The following is a 22285-nucleotide window of genomic DNA, read 5'->3' on the forward strand; positions in this document are numbered from 1 at the left end:
CATGGTGCACCGCGGACGCGCGCTCTACACCCCGACGACCGCGTCGAGGTCCGCCATCAGCAGGTCCCCGTTGATGGTCGCGCCCGCCCGGTAACCGCCGGCCGCCGCGTTGACGACCTGTTCCCCGAAGCCCATCGCGTTGCCCGCCGACCAGACGCCCGGCACGGTCGTCAGACCCGTCTCGTCGACCACCGGATACGCGCCGAACGGGGTCTCCCGCAACTCGGCCCCCAGCTGCCGCAGCAGACCGGTCCGCGGGACGGCACGGGGCGCCACGAACAGCACCTCGCGCTGGTGGACCGCACCGTCCGCGAGACGGATTCCGGTGAGCCGATCGTCCGCCACGACCAGTCCGGAGACCTCGCCCGGCACCACCGCGACCCCGGCCGCGGCCAGCCTGCGCAGGTCCTCGTCGGACAGCTCCTCCTCGGCGAGCCGGTGGAGGAAGAACGTCACGTCCTTGGACCACTGGGAGACCATCAGCGCCTGGTGCACACTCATCGGGGTCGTCGCGAGCACGCCGAAGGCCTGGTCCCGCACCTCCCAGCCGTGGCAGTACGGGCAGTGCAGCACATCCCGCCCGAAGCGTGCGGCGAGGTCGGTGACGTCCGGCAGTTCGTCCCTGAGGCCGGTGGCGATCACCAGGCGCCGGGCGCGCACCGTCCGGCCGCCCGCCAGACCCAGGGCGAAGTCCCCGTCCCGGGTCACGTCGATCGCCCGGTCCCGGACGAGTTCCACCCCGTAGCGCGCGATCTCCTCGCGGCCCTTCGCCAGGAAGTCGGCGGGCACCATGCCGTCCCGGGTCAGATAGCCGTGCATGTGCGCGGCGGGCGCGTTGCGCGGCTCGCCCGCGTCGACGACCAGCGTCCGGCGCCGGGCGCGGCCCAGGATCAGCGCGGCGGACAGTCCGGCCGCGCCGCCTCCGACGACGACCGCCTCGTAGGTGTCGTGGTCCTTCTCGGTCATGGTGACCACCTCCACTCAGACAGTCGCTCGTCCCTGCAACATTGACAAACTGGTTTGCCGAAACTGCAATGGACGGCATGAATGACGACGGTATGGACGAGGTCCTCGCGGAGGTCGGCCCGCGACTGCGCCGGATCCGCAAGGAGCGCGGTGCGACACTGGCCGGACTGTCCGGGGCGACCGGTATCTCGGTGAGCACGCTCTCCCGGCTGGAATCGGGTCTGCGCAGGCCCAGCCTGGAGTTGCTGCTGCCGATCGCGCGGGCGCACGAGGTGGCGCTCGACGAACTGGTGGGCACCCCTTCGGTGCGCGACCCGCGGGTGCGGACCGCGCCGATCTCCCGGCACGGGCGCACCTACTGGCCGCTCACCCGCCAGCCCGGCGGACTCCAGGCCTTCAAGGTGCTGGTTCCGCAGGGGACCGAGGAACCGGAGCCGCGGACCCACGAGGGCTACGAGTGGCTGTATGTGCTGTCCGGGCGGCTCCGGCTGGTGCTGGGCGGCCATGATGCCGTCCTGACGGCCGGGGAGGTCGTCGAGTTCGACACGCGGGTGCCGCACTGGTTCGGATCGACCGGGGAGGGGCCGGCGGAATTCCTCAGCCTCTTCGGGCCGCAGGGGGAGCGGATCCACGTACGGGCCCGGCCGAAGCGGTCGAAACGGTCTGCACGCGAGGGTGACGAGGAGGACTGACGTCCCACCGAAGACGACGGCCGACACCTGTTCCCTGATCAGCAAGCGACCGCTTAGTATGCGAGGGACCCCGGTCAGACGAAGCAGTCCTGTGGAGGCCCCGCATGCAGGCATGGCAAGTGCACGAGAACGGCGAGCCGGGCGAGGTGATGCGCCTGGCGGACGTGGCGCGGCCCACGCCCGGTGACGGCCAGGTCCTGCTGAAGGTGCGCGCCGCGAACATCAACTTCCCGGACGTGCTGATGGCCCGGGGCCACTACCAGGTCAGGCCGCCACTGCCGTTCACACCCGGCGTGGAGATCTGCGGCGAGACTCAGGACGGGCGCCGGGTCGTCGCCAACCCCGCTCTGCCGTACGGCGGTTTCGCGGAGTACGCCGTCGCGGACGCCGCCGCTGTCCTGCCCGCCCCCGAAGCGCTGGACGACGCCGAGGCGGCCGCCCTGCACATCGGGTACCAGACCGGCTGGTTCGGCCTGCACCGCAGGGCCGGGCTGGAAGCCGACGAGACGCTGCTCGTCCACGCTGCCGCAGGAGGGGTCGGCAGTGCGGCCGTGCAGCTCGGCAAGGCTGCCGGAGCGACGGTGATCGGTGTCGTCGGCGGCGCCGACAAGGTCACCGTCGCCCGGCAGCTGGGTTGCGACGTGGTGATCGACCGGCGCCGCGAGGACGTCATCGCCGCCGTGAAGGAGGCCACCGGCGGCCGGGGCGCCGACGTGATCTACGACCCCGTCGGCGGCGAGGCCTTCACCCAGTCGACCAAGGTCGTCGCCTTCGAGGGCCGGATCGTCGTCGTCGGCTTCACGAGCGGCACCATCCCCAGCCCGTCGCTCAACCACGCCCTGGTGAAGAACTACACGATCCTCGGCCTGCACTGGGGCCTGTACGGCACCAAGAACCCGAAGCTGGTCCAGCACTGCCACGAGCAGCTCACCGAGCTGGCCGCCCGGGGCGCGATCAAGCCGCTGGTCAGCGAGCGGGTGCCGCTCAGCGGTGCCGCGGCCGCCGTGCAGCGGGTAGGGGACGGGGTGACGACCGGACGGGTCGTGGTCGTCCCCGCCCTGACGGTAGGAGCGACGGCATGACCGACGCAGCCGAACTGAGGCGCCGCACAGCGGAGTTGCTGGCCGCCTGCCCGCCCGCCGACACCGACCGACTCGACTTCCTCAAGGCCCGGTTCGACGCCGGACTCGCCTGGGTGCACTACCCCGAGGGACTCGGCGGCCTCGGAGCCCCGCGTTCCCTCCAGGCCGTCGTGGACGCGGAACTGGAGGCCGCCGGAGCCCCCGACAACGACCCGCGGCGCATCGGCATCGGCCTCGGGATGGCCGCGCCGACGATCCTGAAGTACGGCACGGACGAGCAGAAGCAGCTGCTGCGGCCGCTGTGGGTGGGCGAGGAGGTCTGGTGCCAGCTCTTCAGTGAGCCCGGCGCCGGATCCGACCTCGCGGCGCTCGGGACGCGGGCGGTCCGGCAGGGCGACGACTGGGTCGTCAACGGGCAGAAGGTGTGGACGTCCAGCGCGCACCTCGCCCGCTGGGCCATCCTCATCGCCCGCACCGACCCGGACGTTCCCAAGCACCGGGGCATCACGTACTTCATCTGCGACATGACCGACCCCGGGGTCGAGGTCCGGCCGCTGCGCCAGATCACCGGCGAGGCCGAGTTCAACGAGGTCTTCCTCACCGACGTCCGCATCCCCGACTCCCGGCGCCTCGGCGAGGTCGGCGACGGCTGGCGGGTCGCCCAGACCACGCTGAACAACGAACGCGTCGCCATCGGCGGCATGCGGCTGCCCCGCGAGGGCGGCATGATCGGCCCGGTCTCCCGGACCTGGCGGGAACGCCCCGAACTGCGCACTCACGACCTCCACCAGCGCCTGCTGAAGCTGTGGGTCGAGGCCGAGGTCGCCCGCCTCACCGGCGAACGCCTGCGCCAGCAGATGGCCGTCGGCCAGCCCGGCCCGGAGGGCGCCGGCATGAAGCTGGCGTTCGCCCGCCTCAACCAGGAGATCAGCGGCCTCGAGGTCGAACTCCGCGGCGAGGAGGGACTGTTGTACGACGACTGGACCATGCGCCGACCGGAGCTGGTCGACTTCACCGGCCGCGACGCCGGCTACCGCTACCTCCGCTCCAAGGGCAACAGCATCGAGGGCGGGACCAGCGAGGTCCTGCTGAACATCGTCGCCGAGCGTGTCCTGGGCCTGCCCAGCGAACCGCGCACCGACAAGGACGTCGCCTGGAAGGACCTCGCCCGATGAGCACCGAGCCGGACCTGCTGTACTCGGAGGAGGAAGAGGCGCTGCGCGCCGCCGTCCGCGACCTGCTCACCGACCACTGCGACCCGGCGGGCGTGATCGCGCGGACCGAGTCGGCCACGCCTCACGACCGCGAGACATGGAAGGCCCTCACCGAGGGCATGGGCCTCGCCGGGCTGCTGGTGCCCGAGGCGCACGGCGGCCAGGGCGCGACCCACCGCGAAGTCGCCGTCGTCCTGGAGGAGTTGGGGCGGGCCGTGGCGCCCGTGCCCTACCTGACCAGTGCCGTCGTCGCCACCGAGGCGCTGCTGGAATGCGCGGCCGACGACCTGCTCGCCCCGCTGGCGTCCGGCCGGACGATCGCCGCCCTCGCCGTCGCGCTGCACACGGCACCGGGCGCGGCCTTCACGTCCGTACGGCTGGAGAACGGCACCCTGTACGGGGAGCTGACCGGGATCGCGGACGCGGTCGTCGCCGATGTGCTGCTCGTCCCGGCCGAGGACGGCGGGTTGTACGCCGTCGACGCGGACGCCGTGACCGTCACCCCGCAGGTGCCGCTGGACCTGACCCGGCCGCTCGCCACCGTCACCCTTCACGGTGCGTCCGCCCGCCGGATCGGTGACGCCCGCCCCGCCGTACGCCGCGCGCTGCGCACCGCGGCCGGGTTGCTGGCCTCCGAACAACTCGGCCTGGCGGAGTGGTCGTTGACCGAGACGGTCCGCTACCTCAAGGAACGCAAGCAGTTCAACCGGCCCGTCGGCGGATTCCAGGCGCTCAAGCACCGGCTCGCCCAGCTCTGGCTGGAGGTCGTCAACCTGCGGGCGGCGGCCCGGGGCGCGGCGGACGCCCTCGCGACCGGCGAGGACGTCGACGTGGCGGTCGCCGTCGCCCAGGCCTACGCGGCCCCCGTCGCGGTCCGCGCCGCCGAGGAGGCCCTGCAACTGCACGCCGGCATCGGTATGACCTGGGAACACCCCATCCACCTGAATCTGAAGCGGGCCAAGGCCGACTCGATCGCCTACGGCACCGCGGGCGCCCACCGCGCGACCCTGGCCGGACTGGTCGACCTCCAGGCACCCTGACGTCCACGAGGCGAAGCCCGCCCGCCCGGCGCATGTCCAGCGGGCGGGCTTTTCCGTGTGCCCCGCACGGATGAAATGAACGGACAGCGGCAGTCCAGCCAACTCCTGTGCGGGCACTGCCCCTTGGGGCCGTACGGATCGCATACTCACCCCCAACCCCGAATTCGCTCGACCCGGGGGACCGGGGACCCCCGTCGATCCCGTACGGCCCACCAGGGAGGCAGAGAATGGCCCTCACCACCCGACGCAGAGCCCTCACCACCCTCGGCGCCGCCCTCACGGGCGCGGTCGCCCTGCCCGCTGCGGACGCGTTCGCAGCCGAACTCCGGCACCGGCCGCGCCCGTTGTGGCACGCCCACGCGCACAACGACTACGAGCATCCGCGGCCCCTTCTCGACGCCCTCGACCACCGCTTCGGCAGCGTCGAGGCCGACATCTACCTCGTCGGCGACCAGCTGCTCGTCGCCCATGACCCCGTCGACCTCGACCCGGCCCGCACCCTCGAATCCCTCTACCTCGACCCGCTGGCCGCCCGTGTCCGGGCCAACCACGGCTCCGTGTACCGGGGTTGCCCCAAGCCGCTGCAACTGCTGATCGACATCAAGACGGAGGGTTCGTCGACCTACCTCGAACTCGACCGTCATCTGCGGCGCTACAAGCACCTCTTCACGACCTACGCCCACGGCCGGGTGCACCCGGGCGCGGTCACCGCTGTCATCTCCGGCGACCGTGCGGCCCGTCCCCCGTTGGAGGCCCAGATCGTCCGCCGGGCCTTCTACGACGGCAGGCTCGCCGACCTCGGCGGTGCGGCGCCCGCCTCCTTCATCCCGCTGATCAGCGACAACTGGACGCTCAACTTCAGCTGGACGGGTGTCGGCGCCTTCCCCGACGCCGAACGGCAGAAGCTGCGCGGCATCGTCCGGGCGGCTCACCAGCGCGGTCAGCGGGTGCGGCTGTGGGCCACCCCCGACCTGGCCGGCCCGGCACGGGACGCCGTGTGGGCCGAACTGCTCGCCGCCGGCGTCGACCACATCAACACCGACGACCTGGCGGGACTGGAGGGGTTCCTCGACGCCCACCAGGCGACGTAGCCGCCGGCCGACGTAACCACCACCCGCCGGACACCACACGTTCGGCGGACAGGTCAGCCGCCCGGACGAACCCTCCGCTACGCCACACTTGCGGCCGAACGCCGCGAACCAGACATGTCGGCGTGGCGGAGGAGGTTGATGATGGCGATTTCCATCTCTGTGGTGCTGCTGCTGGTGATCCTGGCGACGGTCTTCTTGCGCAGTGGCGGACTGAAGGTCTCCCACGCGCTGGTGTGCCTGCTGCTCGGCTTCTACCTGGCCGGCACGGACATCGCACCCAGCATCAACAGCGGTCTGATGGCGACGGCGGACATCGTCAGCGGCCTCAGACCGTGAGCGTCAGCGGGTCGTGAAGACCCCGATGCCGTTCGGGACGGGCCGTTCCGCGCCCCCGGAGGGATGGTTGCGTACGGTGACGGTGCTCGCGCCGGGCACCCGGGCGGCCAGGGTCGTGGAACCGCCGCCGTCCAGACTGAAGGCCTCGACCGACCCCAACTCCCGCATGACTGCGGCGACTTCGGCGATGGTGAGCCCGCCGCGGTACTGGGTTGCGCCGTCCAGCGCGAGCAGCAGCAGGCGCCGCCCGCCGTCCGCGGCACCCACGGCGGTACGCACCGCCGCGGTGGTGTCGTCGAGGCCGGGCAGCGGCAGCCCGTCCCGCAGGACGGGGTAGCCGCCGAGCGCGAAGCGGTACGGGGCCCGGGTCGAGGACGACACCAGGCGGTGCCGCACCGTCACCCGCTCGCCCCGGGAAAGCGTCCGCAGCTGCCGCGCGCCCGCCTCCCGGCCCACCAGCACGGTGGTCCCCGCGGCGATGGGGCCACTGCCGGGAGTGTCGGACACCGACACGACCCGATGGTGACGGACGGTCACCTCGTAGGTGTCCGTGCTGCACCCAGCGGCCCGGTCCACGTCGGTGCCGCAGGTGGCGCGCACCCGGGAGGCGCTGCCCCAGTCGGAGGTGAACGCGCCGACTGAGCCCTCCGGCAACGCGTACTGGTTCAGCCCGCCGAGCGGCAGTCGCCTCACCGACGTACGGATCGAACCGTCCAGGGCCAGGGCGTCCAGCCGGGCCCGTCGGTCCACCCCCACGCCGAACACCTCCTCGGTGCCGGTGCCGGGCGGCAGCGCCGGGCCGAAGCGCTGCCCGTCGGGCACCGCCGCCTTGAGGACGTGGCCCCGGGTGATCGCCGGGCCCACGGTCGCGCCGGTCGCCTCGACACCCGGGTGCTGGGTCTCGGTGATGTTGAAGAAGTCGCCGTTGACGCCCGCCACGGCCCCGGCCGCGTCGGCCATCCCGGAGACGGGGGTACGCGCGGCCACCGCCCCCGGATACAGCAGGTCCAAGCGGACCCGAGGATCGCGCAGGTCGACGGTCAGCACATGGGCGTGGGCCAACCCCTTTGCCGCCGGGACGTCGAACTCCCGGTAGGCGACACCGGGCGCGAGCGTTCTCCCGTCCGCTACGGCACCGGCCGGTGCCGCCCCCACCAGGGCCGCACCGGCCAGGGTGCCGAGCGCCGCGAGCAACGCCAGCACGTTTCTGCCCGCACCGAACCGTCTTTGACGACGCGTCACAGTCCCCCCTGATGATGTCTCGTCCCGTTCTGATGTCCCGTCAACTGTTCCAGGACCCAGGGGAAGTGCACCAGACGGCCGGGAGCGGCACGGCGTCTAGGCGTCGACGACCCGCGAACGGGTGAGGAAACGCACTCCCTCGGGTGCCTCCAGCGAGAAGCCGCTGCCGCGGCCCTCGACCACGTCGACGATCAGCCGGGTGTGGCTCCACACCTCGTACTGGCTGCGGGACATCCAGAACGTCACCGGCTCCTCGATCCCCTCCACGACCAGCTCGGCGAGCAGCACGTCCGATCCGCCGGTACGGAACTCGCCCGCCGCGAAGCACATCGGCGCGCTGCCGTCGCAACAGCCGCCGGACTGGTGGAACATCAGCGGGCCGTGCGTCTCACGCAGCCGGCGCAGCAGGTCGGCTGCCGCGTCGGTCAGCTCGACGCGCGGGGTCTCGTCGTACACGGCGCGTGCGGATTCCTCGTCCATGGTCCCCGAGTGCAGCACGGCCAAGGTTGCGAAAGGGTTGCACGCGCCCGTGCGGTCATGGGGCGTACGGGGTGAAGTGGGCGGGGGTGTGGTCAACCGGCAGGTCGGGGCGCCACGCGGTGAGTCCCTGGGCGCTGCACACGAACAGGTTCTCCGGCAGCCGGTCCAGGGCGAACCAGCGCCAGTCGCCGACGCGTTCGCCGGGCTGGTCGGCCGGCTCACCACGCCAGGCCGTGACCCGGGCGGGCACCGTCACCCGTACGACGTCGCCGACATGGTCGAGGAGGGTGCCCAGGAGGTGTACATCGGCGGGGCTCGCCTCGATCCCCGTCTCCTCGGCGAGTTCGCGCACCACCGTCTCCTGGAGCGACTCACCGGGTTCCACCGTGCCGCCGGGCAGCTCCCAGGTGCCCCGGCGGTGCCGCCCCAGCAGCAGGCCCCGGGGGCCGTGCAGGATGGCGCCGACACCGAGCGCGCCGTGCGGGACCGGCGGCCCGGCGCCGCGGGGACGGGAGGAGACCCGCAGCGGACGGGTGACGCGGAGGATCCGGTGGGAGCTGCGGTCCGTCTCGTCCGGCGCGTCGAGGACCTCGACGTGTTCGACGCGCAGCCCGTTCTCGGCGAGCAGGTCGATCCAGAGGTCCGGCGTGAGCACCCACCGTCGGGCGCCGTCCGCGCCGCGCGGCTCGACCGACGATGAGGGGCCGTCGCCGCGGGAGTCCGTGTGCGGTACGCCGAAGCACAGCGTCCCGCCGGGTCGGAGCGCCGAGGCGAGGGCGGGCAGCAGGCGGCGGGGATCGACGGACGCGACGGTGTCGACGGAGTAGATGACGTCGTACGGTTCCGCGCTGCTCAGGTACTCCACCGCGTCGGCCCGCACCAGACGCAGTCCCGGCAGCGAGCCGTGCTCGGCGTGCGCCCGCTCGCAGGGTCCCGAGTCGACCGCGTCCACCGAGGCGCCGTACGCGCGGACGAGGTGGGCGGCGTGCCGGGCGGCGCCGCAACCGAGGTCGAGCACCCGCCGCCCCGAGATGTCGCCGAGGATCCCGGCCCCCGGGCCGGCGCCCGGGAAGCCCCAGTCGAACGGCGCCGCGGCGTCGTCGGGACGGAAGGTCTGCGACGGCAAGCTGCCTCCTGTGGACGAGGGGTCAATGGGATCCGGTCACCACTCATGATGACCGAGCGGCCGCCGGTGTCCTCAGCTCGTCCGGGGACGCGGAAAGGTCTCCAGCGCCTCGGCCAGGCCCGCCGGATCGGTGCCGACCTTGCGGTACACGGAAGACAGCAGCTGTCGCACACCCTGTTCCTTGAGGCGGAGATCCTTCGCGACCACGGCTGCCGGGTGGCCCTGAGCCGTCATCTCGGCCGCTTTGCGTTCGTGGGCCGTGAGCGTGTCCGTCTGCGGGTAACGCAGCGGCAGCGGGCGCAGGCCGGCCGCGGAGAGTTCGGCCCTGGCCCGGGCTGCCAGCGCGTCGGCACCGCAGTGCACGGCCCCTTCCAGGCCCTGGTAGAGCCGGTCCGCGGCGTCGTGGAGCTGACCGTACCGGGCCAGCGAGGCACCGTGGCCGACCAGCGCGCGGGCCAACTCGTAGGCGGCGGGCGACCGTTCCAGATGCTCCACGGCGGCGGCGTGCAGATCGAGCGCCGCCCGCCCGCCGGTCACCTCCGCCAAGGTGTGCATCGCCTGTCCGATCGCGGACGCCGCGCCGAAGTCCCGGGCACGTTCGAGGGCCTCCTGGGCGTGCCGCACGGCCCGGTCGGGGGCGGAGCGCGCCACGGCGGACGCGAGACGCAGCTGCCAGGGACACCAGGCGGGGTTGCGCCAGTCCCGTCCGTCCAGCCAGTTCCCGACCTCGGTCAACAGGCATTCGGCCTCGGCGAGGCGTCCCTCCGCCAGGAGCAGCTCGGCATACACCGTGCGGGGATCGGGGTAGATGACGGCATTCGGGATGTCCCCGCCGTAGTCATGACGGTCGGCGATCCGGCGGGCGTCACGGGTTCGCCCGCGAGCCAGCAGCGTCTGGATGAGGATGCCGACGGCGAACCACTGCGCGGGCACCGCCCCTTCGACCCGCTGCGCCGTGCGCAGACCCTCACGCACCCAGTGCTCCGCCTCCGCCAGACAGCCCCGGCGGTGACGGATGTAGGCGAACAGGGCCTGGCCGACGGCCAGATGAGAGCCCCGCCACCCCTTGGTCTCGCACTCCGCCATCCCCTTGGTGAACAGTTCCTCGGCCCGTCGCGGCCGGTCGCAGTACATGTAGGCGAGGGCCACGGAGACGGGGACCTCGAAGCCCCGGTTCTCGTCGGTCCAGCTCATTCCGCCGCGCAGGGCGTCCTCGGCGTGTTCGAGGACGGTCCGTCGGGGCTCGCCACGCAGCAGCGCGTCCCACGAGCGCAGGCCCAGGATGCAGCGTTCCTCGAGGCCGCGGTCGGCCGGCCGCCCCCGGTCCGCCAGCCGTGCGGCCAGCCGGGTCAGGGTGCGGGAGCGGGCGGACGAGTCGGGTTCGTCGGTGCGGTTCATGCTCCAGACGAAGTGGTCGGCCTGCATCCGCAACCGGACCCGGGCGTTACTGGTCAGCCGTGCCTCCTCGGCGGCCACCTGCGCGGCCTCGGCCAACCGGTCCGTGTGGGCGAGTGCCTGGGTGAGCCGGTAGACGATGGAGGCGCGCAGTTCGGGGTCGATCCCGGGCTCCGTCAGGGCCGCCCTCAGATGTTCCACGGTGGCCGTGGGTTCGATGAGGAAGGTCGAGCCCGCGAGTTCGTGCAGGAGGGCGGCGCGCTCCTCCGGCAGGCAGGGCTCCTGCAACGCCCGGGTCAGCAGGCGGCGGGCCGCTTCCGGAGAGCCCGCCCGCAGGGATTCACGGGCGGCTTCCCGGAGGCAGTCCACCGCTTCGGGTTTGCCGTCGCAGGGGACCTCGAGCAGGTGCCGGGCGGACGCGGTCGGGCCGAACCCGGCCGCGCGCAGGGCCTCCGCGGCCGCGTTGTGCATGCCGACCCGCAGACCCGACGGGATCGACTGGTAGATCGTGGTGGCGATCAGCGGATGGACGAAACCCAGGTCGCCGCCGGGCCCGTCGGTGTCGGCCAGGATGCGGGCGGCGCGCAGCTTCTCGGTCGCCTCGGCGGCGGCCTCGCGGCCGATCGCCGCGATGGTGGCGGCGAGGTCGGGGGAGAACGGCGCACCCAGGACCGCTCCCGCGTACGTGAAGCGGACGGTGTTCGTGCCGAGCCGCCGCAGCCGCTCGATCAGCCCGGGTCCCTTCACCGCCAAGGCCAGGGCCCGCATCGTCGGCAGCTCGTCCTGGCTGCCCCTGAGGCCGCGCTGGCCCATCCGGATGGCGAGTTCCACGGTCTCGAACGGGTTGCCGCCGGTGACCGTGTGGCACTCCGCGCAGAACTCGTCCTCCGCGCGTGTGCCCACCTGTTCCCGCACGATCCGCGCCACGCCCGCGGCGGTGAGCGGTGCGAGTGGGTGGGGGCGGCTGCCGTGACCGTCGACCAGGGCGCGGAACGCGGTGGCCTCGTGCGGCAGTTCGTCGGGCCGGTAGGCGACCACGATCAGCAGCGGCAGGTCTGCGGCCCGGGGAGCGAAGGAGGCGAGCCAGCCGAGGGACTCGATGTCGGCCCAGTGCAGGTCGTCCAGGAGCAGCACGACGGGCGCCTTCTTCGTCACCGTCAGACGGGTCATGACCCAGTCGAGTCCGTCGCGTACGCCCGTCGGGTCCGGTACGTGCGAGGTGTTCGCCGCCTCCAGGCCGAGCGTGGCGGCGATGATGGCGTGCCAACTGCCCAGGAACGCTTCCCGTTCCGCCTCGTCCATGGTGGCCAGCGCGGGTTGGACGAGCTGGCGGACCACGTGGAACGCCAGCTCCTGGTCCGCCTCGCCGCCCCTGCCCGAGAGCACCCTGAAGCCCGCGGCCGTGGCGCGGGCGCGGGCTTCGGTCATGAGGGCCGTCTTGCCCAGCCCCGCCGGGCCGGTGAAGGCGAGCAGCCCGTTGTGCCGGGTGCACGGACTGCCGTGGGCGACGGCTCGCAGATCCGACAGCGCCGCGTCGAGCGCGTCGAGCTCCTGTGTGCGTTCGAGCAACTGCCGGGACGATGTGCTCGGTTGCCGTGACCCATGCGCCATGTGCCTTACCGCTTCCTGTCGTTCGACCACCGGGAGGCAGGCAGGAGCGTACGCCCCACGACATGCGGTATGGGCGAATTCGCGAACGAATGTGCCAAGTATGGATGAATCACCCGCTCTCGTGGCTTGACAGGTTCCTCTCGTGGGTACGGTCGACCGAATGTGCCGCCTCCGGAAGTACCGTGACGGAAGGTCTCACGACGCGGGCTCGGTCGCCGTGTCCGCGTAGCGCGGCACCGTACGGGACCAGTGGTAGCACCCGCCGATCCAGCCGGCCATGCCCTCCACGCAGTCGAGTCCCGCGGGACTCAGGACCGGTTCGATCTGCGCGCGGAGCCTCTCGAACTCGTCGATGGCGCTGTTGATCTGCCGGATGGCCAGGGTGATGGCGACCGGCAGGGAGCACCCCCGGGCGCGCTGGTGGGCCAGGGCCAGATTGATCAGACCTCCCGCTCGTTGTTCCTTCACCGCGGAGAACAGGTCCGCGGTCCACACGGCCGCGTCGACCGACAGGCGCCGCATGCGCCGCATGACCGGATGGTGCAGCTCCTCGGGGGCGGACTCGCCGCGCCGTGCGGCCTCGTACAACGGGTAGAAGGGCTCGACGCCCGCGGTCAGCGAACGTACGGAGGTGCACAGGCCGGTCCGCAGCGGGAAGGCACCGTTCTGGGCCACGGATTCGTACAGCAGCCCATGGACGTACTCCCGGCTCGTCCAGGCCCAGCGCGCCGCCTGCGCCGGGGTGCAGCGCTCCTGGACCTGGCGGTACAGGTCGGCCAGAGCCGCCCCGAGGGCCGTGGTGGGCGGCTGGCCGTCGCGCAGGATCGCCACGCTCTCGCAGAGCATCGGCAGCAACCGGTCGGGCCACCGACGGCCGACCTCCTCCGCCCGGTCGTCGAAGACGAACTGATAGGCGATCTGGTTCGCCACGATCTGGAGGACGTCCGCGTCCACACCCGGGCTGGTGCGGGACGCCAGCTCGGCGGGGCGGGTGCGGCGGAGCATCTCCGGTACGCCCGGTTCGCGGTCCAGTCCCTGCGCGCGGAGCCACTCCTCGACGCCCGCCGCAGCCAGCGACTCGTGGGGGTTCCTGCGGAGCGCGAAGGGCATGTGGAGGTGAGTGTCGACCAGTTCCTTGAGGGTGGGGGCGTGCGGTGGGCCGTGCGGTGAGCCATGCGGGGTGATCATGCTCTCCTCATGCGTCGTCGGCACCGGTGTCACCTGCCGTTCGGGTGTCCGTGGCTCGAGGGACGACATCGGCCCTGAGCGCGGGCGTGTCCTCCCGGGCCGATATGTCCGTCGTACGGTGGACACGGGGTTCACAGGTCATCACCAGCGACCTCGGCCCCAGCGTCACCACCGGGCGCTGCGGCCCGACCGGGCCGGGCAGGTGTCGCAGCCGCCAGCGGCCCGCGACGACCGCGACCACCGCGATCGCCTCCGTCATGGCGAACGTGTCGCCCAGGCACTTGCGGGTCCCCGCGGCGAACGGGAGCAGCGCGGTCTGCGATCGGGGTGCCGCCTGGGGCGACGGCGCGGGTTGCGGTCCGGGCACGGCCCGGGGCCCGTGCGTGAGGGCTGGTTCCGGCGCGGTCCGTGACCCCGCCGGTGCTGGTGCCGGTGCCGGTGCCGGCAGCCAGCGACCGGGCAGGAAGCGGTCGGGATCGGGGAACGACGCGGGGTCGTGATGCAGGAGGTAGGGGCTGTACAGAACGGTTGACCCCTTGGTGAGACGGCGCCCGGCGAGTGTCGTGTCCCGCGTCGTGACGCGGGTGAAGAGCCAGCCCGGCGGGGAGTGGCGCAGTGTCTCGGTGATGACGGCGCGGGTCTGCGCGAGGCGCGGGAGATCCTCGGGGGTCAGGCGGGGGCGCCCGGCGAGCACGGTGTCGATCTCGGCGTGCAGACGTTCCTCCGCCTCCGGATTCCGAGCCAGCAGGGCGAAGGCCGAGGCCAGGCACAGCGCGGTGGTCTCCACTCCGGTCAGCAGCAGGGTGATGAGCTGGTCGTGGATCTCCTGCTCACTGACCGCCGGTCCTCCGTCGCCGCCGCCCCGCGCGGCTTCCAGCAGTGTCCCCAGTAGATCGTCGCGGGGGGCACCCGCGGTGCGTCGGCGACGCTCGGCGATCACACCGTCGATGATCGTGTGCAGCCGGGCGACCGCGTGCCGATAGCGCCGGTTCGCGGGCGTGGGGAGACGGAAGACGGCGTCGACGGGGACGACCGTGCGCAGGAACAGGCCCCGCACGAATTCTTCGAGACAGTGCCGCACCTCGGCGGTCGTCGCCGCGTCGAGGGAGTCGGAGAAGAGGATGCGGCTGATCACCCGGGTGGTCATGGCCATCATGGCCGCGCTCACGTCGACCTGCCGGCCGGGGCGCCACTCACGGCACACCAACTCGGCCTCGTCCAGCATCAGTCGGGTGTGCTCGGCGACCCGTGACGGGCGGAACGCGGGCTGGACCAGTCTGCGTTGCCTGCGGTGTTCCGCGTGCGGGCAGGTGACGACGCCGTCGCCCATCAGCAGCCGTAGCCGGTCGTACTGCGTGCCTCCCCGGTCGTACGTACGGGTCTCTCGGAGCATCTCGTGGACCAGGTCCGGGTGGCACACCACCCAGGCGCGCAGGGGACCCAGCCGTATCTGCACCAGATCACCGTGTGCGGGCAAAGAATTCAGAAACTCCAGCGGGCGTCGGAACAAGGCGATACCGTGAGCGATGGAGGGGAATATGCTGGGAGCAGTACCCACTCTCCACTTTCGCTCCGGCTCGGGGGCAAAGGTGTTCATCGAATACCACCGTCTCGGCCAGAATGTGGAATGCGAAATTCAGTGATGTTTCGCCGACGTGGTGCTTGAACCGTTTCCTGCCCAGTCCACCTGCCGCCCGACGTGCCGACACCTTGCCTCAAGGGGGCGCACGGGAGCGCGCTGGAGCATTTCGGGCCGCAACCCTTTTCCGTGCGCAACGATCTGGTTCGGATTCCTGCGCGTGTGGAATTCAGTCGGAATGGGATCGTCCGCAGGTGCGGTATCCGATCAGGGGAATCACAGACGGATGACGATCAGCGCCGTGTCGTCGGCGCTGCCGCCGGCGGGGAGGAGGTCGGTCAGAAGGGCGTCGGACAGAGGCTCGACGTCGGCATGCCGATGGCGGCTCAGGGAGTCGGCGAGGCGGGCCAGGCCGGTGTCGATGTCCTCGTCGCGGCGTTCGACGAGGCCGTCCGTGTACAGGACCAGGGTGGAACCCTCGGTGAAGGAGGCACGGGCCTGCGGGCGAGGAAGGTGCTCCGGGCGGGCGGCGAGCGGGGGATCGGTGGCCTCGTCCAGGAAGGTCACGTTGCCCTCCGGGTCCACCAGGGCGGGCGGCGGGTGGCCGGCGCAGCTGTAGGTGACGGTGTGGCTGTCCCAGTCGATGAAGGTCGTCACCACGGTGGTCGCCTCGGCGCCCTCGACAAAACGGGCGTACAGGCCGAGCGCCTCCAGGGCCCGGGCCGGGCCGTCGGCGACCCGGCAGGCCGCGCTCAGTGCGCTGCGCAGCTGTCCCATGGTGCAGGCGGCCCCGAGGCCGTGGCCGACGACGTCGCCGACCGCGACCGCCAGGTTGTCGCCGGGCAGGTCCACCAGGTCGTACCAGTCGCCGCACACGTTCAGGGCGCCGACGGCGGGCCGGTAACGCACGGCCGCCTCGTGCGGACCGATCGGGCCGGGCGCGGGCAGCATCGCCGCCTGCAGCGCCAGGGCGACCTCGCGCTCCCGGGCGTGCGCCTGGCGCAGCCGGTCGTTGATGTCCTGCAGCTCCCGGGCCCGGGTGTACAGCTCCGCCTCGAGTACGCGGGCCCGGTCCTCGTCACCGACCGGTCCGCCACGGGCACGGATGAGTTCCGTGACCTCTTCGACCCGGTGTACGACGAGCGCGACCTTTCCGTCGGGGCCGAGGACGGGCGCGTTGACCGGGCTCCAGTAGTGCTCCCGCCAGTACCCCGGGCGCGCGGGATCCTCGATGTCGTAGCGGATCAGTGCCATCGTGTCGCGCTCACCGGTCTCCACCACCCGCAGCATCGACGCCTGCGTCTCCTGCATGCCCGCCGCGGCCGGGTCGTTCGGGTTCTCGGGGAAGACATCGAAGATGTAGCGGCCCAGCAGTTGCTCGCGGGTGCGGCGGGCCAGCCGCAGGAAGTCGTCGTTGGCGTCGGCGTACACCAGCTCAGGGGTGAGCAGTGCCACCATGCCGGGCAGGGCCCGGAAGACCGCCGCGTAGTCGATCTGCGGTTTCCTCATGTGCTGTCTGCCTCGACACGGGTCGTCATTACCTGATTTTCCACGATAGACGGAACGCGCCACCGACGAGGGGCGGACCGGATGGGGCTTGGGCTGCTCGGCGGTGCGCCGTGGCCGGACGGAGCCGGTGAAGGCCGCCGCGACCCGGGCCGTCGGGCCCGCGTGGATCAGCAGCGCGGTCGGGGGCGAGTCCGTCGGTCCCGGGAGTGCGCTCGCGGTAGGTGTCGGTGACGAAGCCGAGGAAGGTGTCGACGTCGGCCTGGTTGGAGGACAGGCCGAGGGACACCCGGACGGCGCCGCCGGAGGGAAGGCCGAGGCCGGCGAGGTAGTCGTCGACGGTGCCGTCGGGACTGGGGCTCAGGCCGCGCAGGGCCGACGGGTCGACGCCGAAGGCGGCCTCGCCGGCGCCCGGGTTGCAGAAGCAGCCGGTGCGCAGGGAGATCCCGCGGGCGGTACTGTCGCGGCTGACCGGGCGTTCGTCGATGACCTGCCCCCGGGTCAAGGAGGTTCAGGCTGACGGTCGCGTCGCGCCTGTCCGTGACGAGGGGGCCGTAGAGGCGGAAATGGGCTCGCCGTTCCCGTGTCGCAGGGTGCGCAGGCCGTCGAGGAGGGAGTGGTTCAGGCCGGTGACGTGGTCTTGGACGGGCCGGTGCCTCCGTCCCGCCCGCGGTCAGCGGCCGGGCCCGCCGAACGCCTTCAGGATGCGCTCCGCCGCCAGCGTCGCCGTCAACGCGCCGTCGCGCACCTGCTGTTCGAGACCGGGCGCGATCTCCCGCACGGCCGGGTCGGCGTGCAGTCGGCCGAGCAACTCGTCGCGGACCATGGACCACGCCCAGTCGACCTGCTGTTCGCTGCGTTTGGCGGTGAGCCGCCCGGTGGAGTCCAGCAGGGCGCGGTGCTGCTCCAGACGCTCCCAGACGGTGTCCAGGCCGGTCGACTCCCGGGCGCTGCAACTGAGCACCGGCGGGGTCCAGGCGGCGTCCTTGCCATGCATGAGGCGCAGCGCGCCCGTCAACTCCCGTGCCGCCGCGCGGGCGTCGCGCTCGTGCGGGCCGTCCGCCTTGTTGACGGCGATGACGTCGGCCAGCTCCAGGACGCCCTTCTTGATGCCCTGCAGCTGGTCCCCGGTGCGGGCCAGGGTGAGCAGGAGGAACGAGTCGACCATGTCGGCGACGGCCGTCTCCGACTGGCCGACGCCGACCGTCTCGACCAGGATCACGTCGTACCCCGCCGCCTCCATCACCACCATCGACTCGCGGGTGGCCTTGGCGACCCCGCCGAGGGTGCCCGCGCTGGGGGAGGGACGGACGAAGGCCGCCGGGTCGACGGCCAGCCGCTCCATACGGGTCTTGTCGCCCAGGATCGAGCCGCCGGTCCGGGTGGAGGACGGGTCCACCGCCAGCACGGCCACCCGGTGGCCCAGCGAGGTCAGCATGGTGCCGAACGCGTCGATGAAGGTCGACTTGCCCACCCCGGGCACCCCGCTGATCCCGATCCGCCGGGCCCGGCCGCTGTGCGGGAGCAGCTCGGTCAGCAACTGCTGTGCCAGCTCCCGGTGCTGAGGGCGGGTGGACTCGACGAGCGTGATGGCACGCGCAACGATCGCCCGCTTCCCGTCGAGCACGCCCTTCACATACGTGTCGAGATCGATCACCGCGGATGCCCGAGGCCGGCCGACAGCCGCGTCACCAGGTCGTGGGCCGCGTCCGGGATCACCGTCCCGGGCGGGAACACCGCCGCGGCGCCCATCTCCAGCAGGGTCGGCACGTCCTGCGGCGGGATGACACCCCCGACGACGATCATGATGTCCTCGCGGCCCTCCTCGGCGAGCTGCTCGCGCAGCGCCGGTACGAGGGTCAGATGGCCCGCGGCCAGCGAGGAGACCCCGATGATGTGCACGTCCGCCTCGACGGCCTGACGGGCCACCTCGGCCGGGGTCTGGAACAGCGGGCCGACGTCCACGTCGAAACCGAGGTCGGCGAAGGCGGTGGCGATCACCTTCTGCCCGCGGTCGTGACCGTCCTGGCCCATCTTGGCGACCAGGATGCGCGGCCGCCGCCCCTCGTCCTCGGCGAAGGCGTCCACCAGGGCCCGGGTGCGGTCCACGGACGGGGACTCGCCTGCTTCGTTTCGGTACACGCCGGAGATGGTACGGATCTGGCTCGCGTGCCGGCCGTACACCTTCTCCAGGGCGTCGGAGATCTCCCCGACGGTGGCCTTCGCGCGGGCCGCGCGCACCGCCAGCTCCAGCAGGTTGCCGTCGCCCCCGGCCGCCCGGGTCAGCGCGTCCAGCGCGTCCTGGCAGGCCCGTTCGTCGCGCTCCGCCCGCAGCCGCCGCAGCTTCTCGATCTGCTGGGTACGCACCGAGGAGTTGTCGACCTTCAGTACGTCGATCTTCTCGTCGGTCTCGACCCGGTACTTGTTGACGCCGATGACCGGCTGGCGCCCGGAGTCGATGCGCGCCTGGGTGCGGGCCGCGGCCTCCTCGATGCGCAGCTTGGGAATGCCGGCGTCGATGGCCTTGGCCATGCCGCCCGCCGCCTCGACCTCCTCGATGTGCTGCCAGGCCCGGCGGGCGAGGTCGTAGGTCAGCTTCTCCACGTACGCGCTGCCGCCCCACGGGTCGATGACCCGGCCCGTGCCCGACTCCTGCTGGAGCAGCAGCTGCGTGTTGCGGGCGATGCGCGCCGAGAAGTCGGTGGGCAGCGCGAGGGCCTCGTCGAGGGCGTTGGTGTGCAGCGACTGGGTGTGGCCCTGGGTCGCGGCCATCGCCTCCACACACGTACGGGTCACGTTGTTGAACACGTCCTGTGCGGTCAGCGACCAGCCCGAGGTCTGCGAATGGGTGCGCAGGGAAAGGGACTTGGCGTTCTGCGGGTCGAACTGCCGGACCAGCTTGGCCCACAGCAGTCGTGCCGCCCGCAGCTTGGCGATCTCCATGAAGAAGTTCATGCCGATCGCCCAGAAGAAGGACAGCCGGGGCGCGAACGCGTCCACGTCCAGCCCGGCCTCCCGCCCGGCCCGGATGTACTCCACGCCGTCCGCCAGCGTGTACGCCAGCTCCAGGTCGGCCGTCGCACCCGCTTCCTGGATGTGGTAGCCCGAGATGGAGATGGAGTTGTAGCGCGGCATCCGCTGCGAGGTGAACGCGAAGATGTCGGAGATGATCCGCATCGACGGCTTCGGCGGATAGATGTACGTGTTGCGGACCATGAACTCCTTGAGGATGTCGTTCTGGATGGTCCCGGCCAGCTTCTCGGGCGGTACGCCCTGTTCCTCCGCCGCCACGATGTAGAGGGCGAGCACGGGCAGCACCGCGCCGTTCATCGTCATCGACACGGTCATCTTGTCCAGCGGGATGCCGTCGAAGAGCTGCCGCATGTCGTAGATCGAGTCGATCGCCACGCCCGCCATGCCGACGTCGCCGGTCACCCGCGGGTGGTCGCTGTCGTAGCCGCGGTGGGTGGGCAGGTCGAAGGCGACCGACAGGCCCTTCTGGCCGGCCGCGAGATTGCGGCGGTAGAAGGCGTTGGACTCCTCGGCGGTGGAGAAACCCGCGTACTGGCGGATCGTCCACGGCTGGTTGACGTACATCGTCGGATAGGGGCCGCGCAGGTACGGGGCGACTCCCGGGTAGGTGCCCAGGAAGTCCAGGCCCTCCAGGTCACGGCCGGTGTACAGCGGCTTGACCGCGATGCCTTCCGGGGTCTCCCAGAACGCCTCGTCCCCGCCGGTCGCCTTCTCGACGGCCTTGCGCCACTCGTCGGCGCTGCCGTCGGTGGTGGGCGTCCCCAGCTCGATCCCGGTGAAGTCGGGGATTCCCATCAGGACACTCCCATGCGGTCGAGGGTGGCGGAGAGTACGGCGACGGCGTCACAGCCCGCGAAGACATAGGCGTCGACATCGGTGTACTGCCCGGGACGGCCGGCCAGGAACACCTGGCGGGCACCGGCCGCCCTGAGGGCTCGGGCGGTGCTGTCGGCCTGCGCCTCGTACAGCGTGTCGCTGGAGCACAGGCAGACCTCGGTGGCGCCGCTGTCCTCGAAGGCTCCGTCCGTGACGGGCTCGATGCCGCCGGCCTGGAACAGGTTGGCGGCGAAGGTCGTGCGCGCGGTGTGCGCGGACGCCGGGCCGATCGCGGCCAGATAGACGCGCGGCCTGGATCCGGTGGCGGCGAGATGGGCGTCGGAGCGCGCCCGCAGGGCCTCGTACGCCTCGTCGCGCCGCACCCGCGGCAGCCCGCCGGACGGCGGCTCGGGAGCCGGTTCACGCTCCACGGGACGTTCGGCGAGGTGCGGGAACTCGCTGACCCCGGTGATGGGTTCGCGCCGCTTGGCCAGCTTCGCGCTGCGCGCCTCCCAGGTGTCCGCCAGGCCCTGACCGAGACGGCCCGAGCGCAGGGCGGCGGCTTGACCGCCGACACCCTCGATCCGCTGGAAGAACTCCCAGCCCGCGTGGGCGAGTTCGTCCGTCAGTCGCTCCACGTACCAGGAGCCGCCCGCCGGGTCGATCACCCGGGACAGATGGGACTCCTCGACCAGGATCGTCGAGGTGTTACGGGCGATACGACGTGCGAACGCGTCCGGCAGGCCCACGGCGTGGTCGAAGGGCAGCCCGGTGACGGCGTCGGCGCCGCCGACCCCGGCGGCGAGCGTGGCGATGGTCGTGCGCAGCATGTTCACCCACGGGTCACGGCGCGTCATCATCACCGGCGACGTCACGGCGTGCTGCGTCTGCGCCCCCGCGCCCGGAGCCCCGCACACCTCGGCGACCCGCGCCCACAGCCGTCGGGCCGCGCGCAGCTTGGCGATGGTGAGGAACTGGTCGGCGGTGGCCGCATACCGGAACTCCAGCTGCGCACAGGCCTGTTCGACACTGAGCCCCGCCCCGGTCAGCTCACGCAGGTAGGCGACGCCGGTCGCCAGAGAGGCGCCCAGTTCCTGCGCGGCCGAACCGCCGGCCTCGTGGTACGGCAGCGCGTCCACGGTCAGGGCCCGCAGCCCCGGGTACGCGTCGGCGCACAGCCGCGCGAGAGCGGCCACCGGCGCGAAGTCCGAGGCGTCGCCCGTACGGGCCTCGTGGGCCAGCGGGTCGGCGCCCAGGTTGCCGATCGCCGCCTGCTTGGCGACGCCCCGCTCCTCGTACAGGCCCAGCAACTCCCGTGCGGCGGCGTCGAATTCGCCCCCCGCGTCCAGCACGACGGGCGCGAGGTCGAGATGGACGCCGTCGAGGACCCGGCCGAGGGAGCCGAGCGGCAGGCCGCCCGTCCCGACGACCAGCCACAGCGAGGTGGCGCCGTTCTCCAGATCCCCGAGCACCGCGTCGCCGCCGGTCGCGGCGTGCCGTTGCCGTACGTCCCAGCCGCCGGTGACGCTTCCCTCGGCCCGGCCGCCCCGTACGAACGGGGGGAACCCGGGGAAGCCGGGCTCGGGCGTCACATCGTTCGCGGTGTACAGGGGGCGGGTGCGCAACCCGTCCTCCAACGCGGTGGACAGGGCGTCTTCCGCTGCTTCCCCCGAGACTTCCTTTCCCGACTTGCGCAGGACGCCCGCCACCAGGCGTTGCCACTGCTCGTGCGTCGCGTCAGGGAACTCGGCGGCCAGCGAGAGCCCGTCGTCAGGCAGGACCGTCATGCTCGGATGCTAGGCCAGACCGTCAAAGGAGCGTCAGAGGACACCGCTGTGACCTTGCACTCCCTGCCACTGTGACCTGCGTTGCCCTGCCGGGCCCGGCC

At 72.1% G+C, this 22285-nt stretch carries 18 protein-coding genes; 6 read left to right on the forward strand and 12 right to left on the reverse strand.

Annotation, left to right across the window (positions count from 1 at the left end):
* Positions 1–24: 24 nt before the first annotated feature.
* Positions 25–966, reverse strand: coding sequence for an NAD(P)/FAD-dependent oxidoreductase (locus tag ABZ027_RS21080; protein WP_356770464.1), 942 nt, complete (start codon positions 964–966; stop codon positions 25–27).
* Positions 967–1043: 77 nt separating this feature from the next.
* Between ABZ027_RS21080 and ABZ027_RS21085 the strand changes: the two genes are divergently transcribed.
* From ABZ027_RS21085 to ABZ027_RS21110, 6 genes are all read left to right on the forward strand, one after another.
* Positions 1044–1658: an XRE family transcriptional regulator gene (locus tag ABZ027_RS21085; RefSeq protein ID WP_356770466.1), complete on the forward strand. Its 615-nt coding sequence runs from the start codon at positions 1044–1046 to the stop codon at positions 1656–1658.
* A gap of 104 nt (positions 1659–1762) precedes the next feature.
* Positions 1763–2740 carry an NADPH:quinone oxidoreductase family protein gene (locus tag ABZ027_RS21090; RefSeq protein WP_356770468.1) on the forward strand — a complete coding sequence of 326 codons (978 nt, stop codon included), beginning with the start codon at positions 1763–1765 and terminating at the stop codon, positions 2738–2740.
* A complete protein-coding gene (locus ABZ027_RS21095) occupies positions 2737–3915 on the forward strand; it encodes an acyl-CoA dehydrogenase family protein (RefSeq protein WP_356770470.1) in 1179 nt (392 codons plus the stop codon). Before ABZ027_RS21090 ends, ABZ027_RS21095 begins: the two co-directional genes overlap by 4 nt.
* Complete coding sequence (locus ABZ027_RS21100) at positions 3912–4994, forward strand: acyl-CoA dehydrogenase family protein (RefSeq protein ID WP_356770472.1); 1083 nt, start codon at positions 3912–3914, stop codon at positions 4992–4994. Before ABZ027_RS21095 ends, ABZ027_RS21100 begins: the two co-directional genes overlap by 4 nt.
* Before the next feature lie 227 nt (positions 4995–5221).
* Positions 5222–6085 carry a phosphatidylinositol-specific phospholipase C/glycerophosphodiester phosphodiesterase family protein gene (locus ABZ027_RS21105; protein WP_356770474.1) on the forward strand — a complete coding sequence of 288 codons (864 nt, stop codon included), beginning with the start codon at positions 5222–5224 and terminating at the stop codon, positions 6083–6085.
* 141 nt (positions 6086–6226) lie between these two features.
* Positions 6227–6421 carry a hypothetical protein gene (locus ABZ027_RS21110; protein WP_356770476.1) on the forward strand — a complete coding sequence of 65 codons (195 nt, stop codon included), beginning with the start codon at positions 6227–6229 and terminating at the stop codon, positions 6419–6421.
* A 3-nt stretch (positions 6422–6424) separates the two neighbouring features.
* Here the strand turns inward: ABZ027_RS21110 and ABZ027_RS21115 are convergent, their stop codons facing one another.
* The 11 genes from ABZ027_RS21115 to ABZ027_RS21165 form a co-directional block, all read right to left on the reverse strand.
* The gene (locus ABZ027_RS21115; protein WP_356770478.1) at positions 6425–7624 is read right to left on the reverse strand and encodes a phosphodiester glycosidase family protein; all 1200 of its coding nucleotides are present in this window, start codon (positions 7622–7624) and stop codon (positions 6425–6427) included.
* 135 nt (positions 7625–7759) lie between these two features.
* A complete protein-coding gene (locus ABZ027_RS21120) occupies positions 7760–8143 on the reverse strand; it encodes a DUF779 domain-containing protein (protein ID WP_356770480.1) in 384 nt (127 codons plus the stop codon).
* Positions 8144–8198: 55 nt separating this feature from the next.
* Positions 8199–9269, reverse strand: a complete 1071-nt coding sequence (locus ABZ027_RS21125; protein WP_356770482.1) for a bifunctional class I SAM-dependent methyltransferase/NUDIX hydrolase — start codon at positions 9267–9269, stop codon at positions 8199–8201.
* 72 nt (positions 9270–9341) lie between these two features.
* Positions 9342–12275, reverse strand: coding sequence for an AAA family ATPase (locus tag ABZ027_RS21130; RefSeq protein ID WP_356770484.1), 2934 nt, complete (start codon positions 12273–12275; stop codon positions 9342–9344).
* Between the two features lie 195 nt (positions 12276–12470).
* Positions 12471–13463, reverse strand: coding sequence for a (-)-alpha-amorphene synthase (locus ABZ027_RS21135; protein ID WP_356770486.1), 993 nt, complete (start codon positions 13461–13463; stop codon positions 12471–12473).
* A gap of 7 nt (positions 13464–13470) precedes the next feature.
* Positions 13471–14919, reverse strand: a complete 1449-nt coding sequence (locus tag ABZ027_RS21140) for a cytochrome P450 (RefSeq protein ID WP_356770488.1) — start codon at positions 14917–14919, stop codon at positions 13471–13473.
* Between the two features lie 399 nt (positions 14920–15318).
* On the reverse strand, positions 15319–16551 hold the full coding sequence (locus ABZ027_RS21145) for a SpoIIE family protein phosphatase (protein ID WP_356770490.1): 1233 nt from the start codon (positions 16549–16551) through the stop codon (positions 15319–15321).
* A 28-nt stretch (positions 16552–16579) separates the two neighbouring features.
* Positions 16580–17053 carry a hypothetical protein gene (locus ABZ027_RS21150; RefSeq protein WP_356770492.1) on the reverse strand — a complete coding sequence of 158 codons (474 nt, stop codon included), beginning with the start codon at positions 17051–17053 and terminating at the stop codon, positions 16580–16582.
* Positions 17054–17221: 168 nt separating this feature from the next.
* Complete coding sequence (meaB, locus tag ABZ027_RS21155) at positions 17222–18205, reverse strand: methylmalonyl Co-A mutase-associated GTPase MeaB (RefSeq protein ID WP_356770494.1); 984 nt, start codon at positions 18203–18205, stop codon at positions 17222–17224.
* Positions 18202–20376, reverse strand: a complete 2175-nt coding sequence (scpA, locus tag ABZ027_RS21160; protein ID WP_356770496.1) for a methylmalonyl-CoA mutase — start codon at positions 20374–20376, stop codon at positions 18202–18204. Before scpA ends, meaB begins: the two co-directional genes overlap by 4 nt.
* On the reverse strand, positions 20376–22184 hold the full coding sequence (locus ABZ027_RS21165; RefSeq protein ID WP_356770498.1) for a methylmalonyl-CoA mutase subunit beta: 1809 nt from the start codon (positions 22182–22184) through the stop codon (positions 20376–20378). The genes scpA and ABZ027_RS21165 overlap by 1 nt, the downstream gene beginning before the upstream one ends.
* Positions 22185–22285: the final 101 nt, after the last annotated feature.

This window comes from Streptomyces sp. NPDC006332, assembly GCF_040612855.1.
GTDB lineage: Bacteria > Actinomycetota > Actinomycetes > Streptomycetales > Streptomycetaceae > Streptomyces.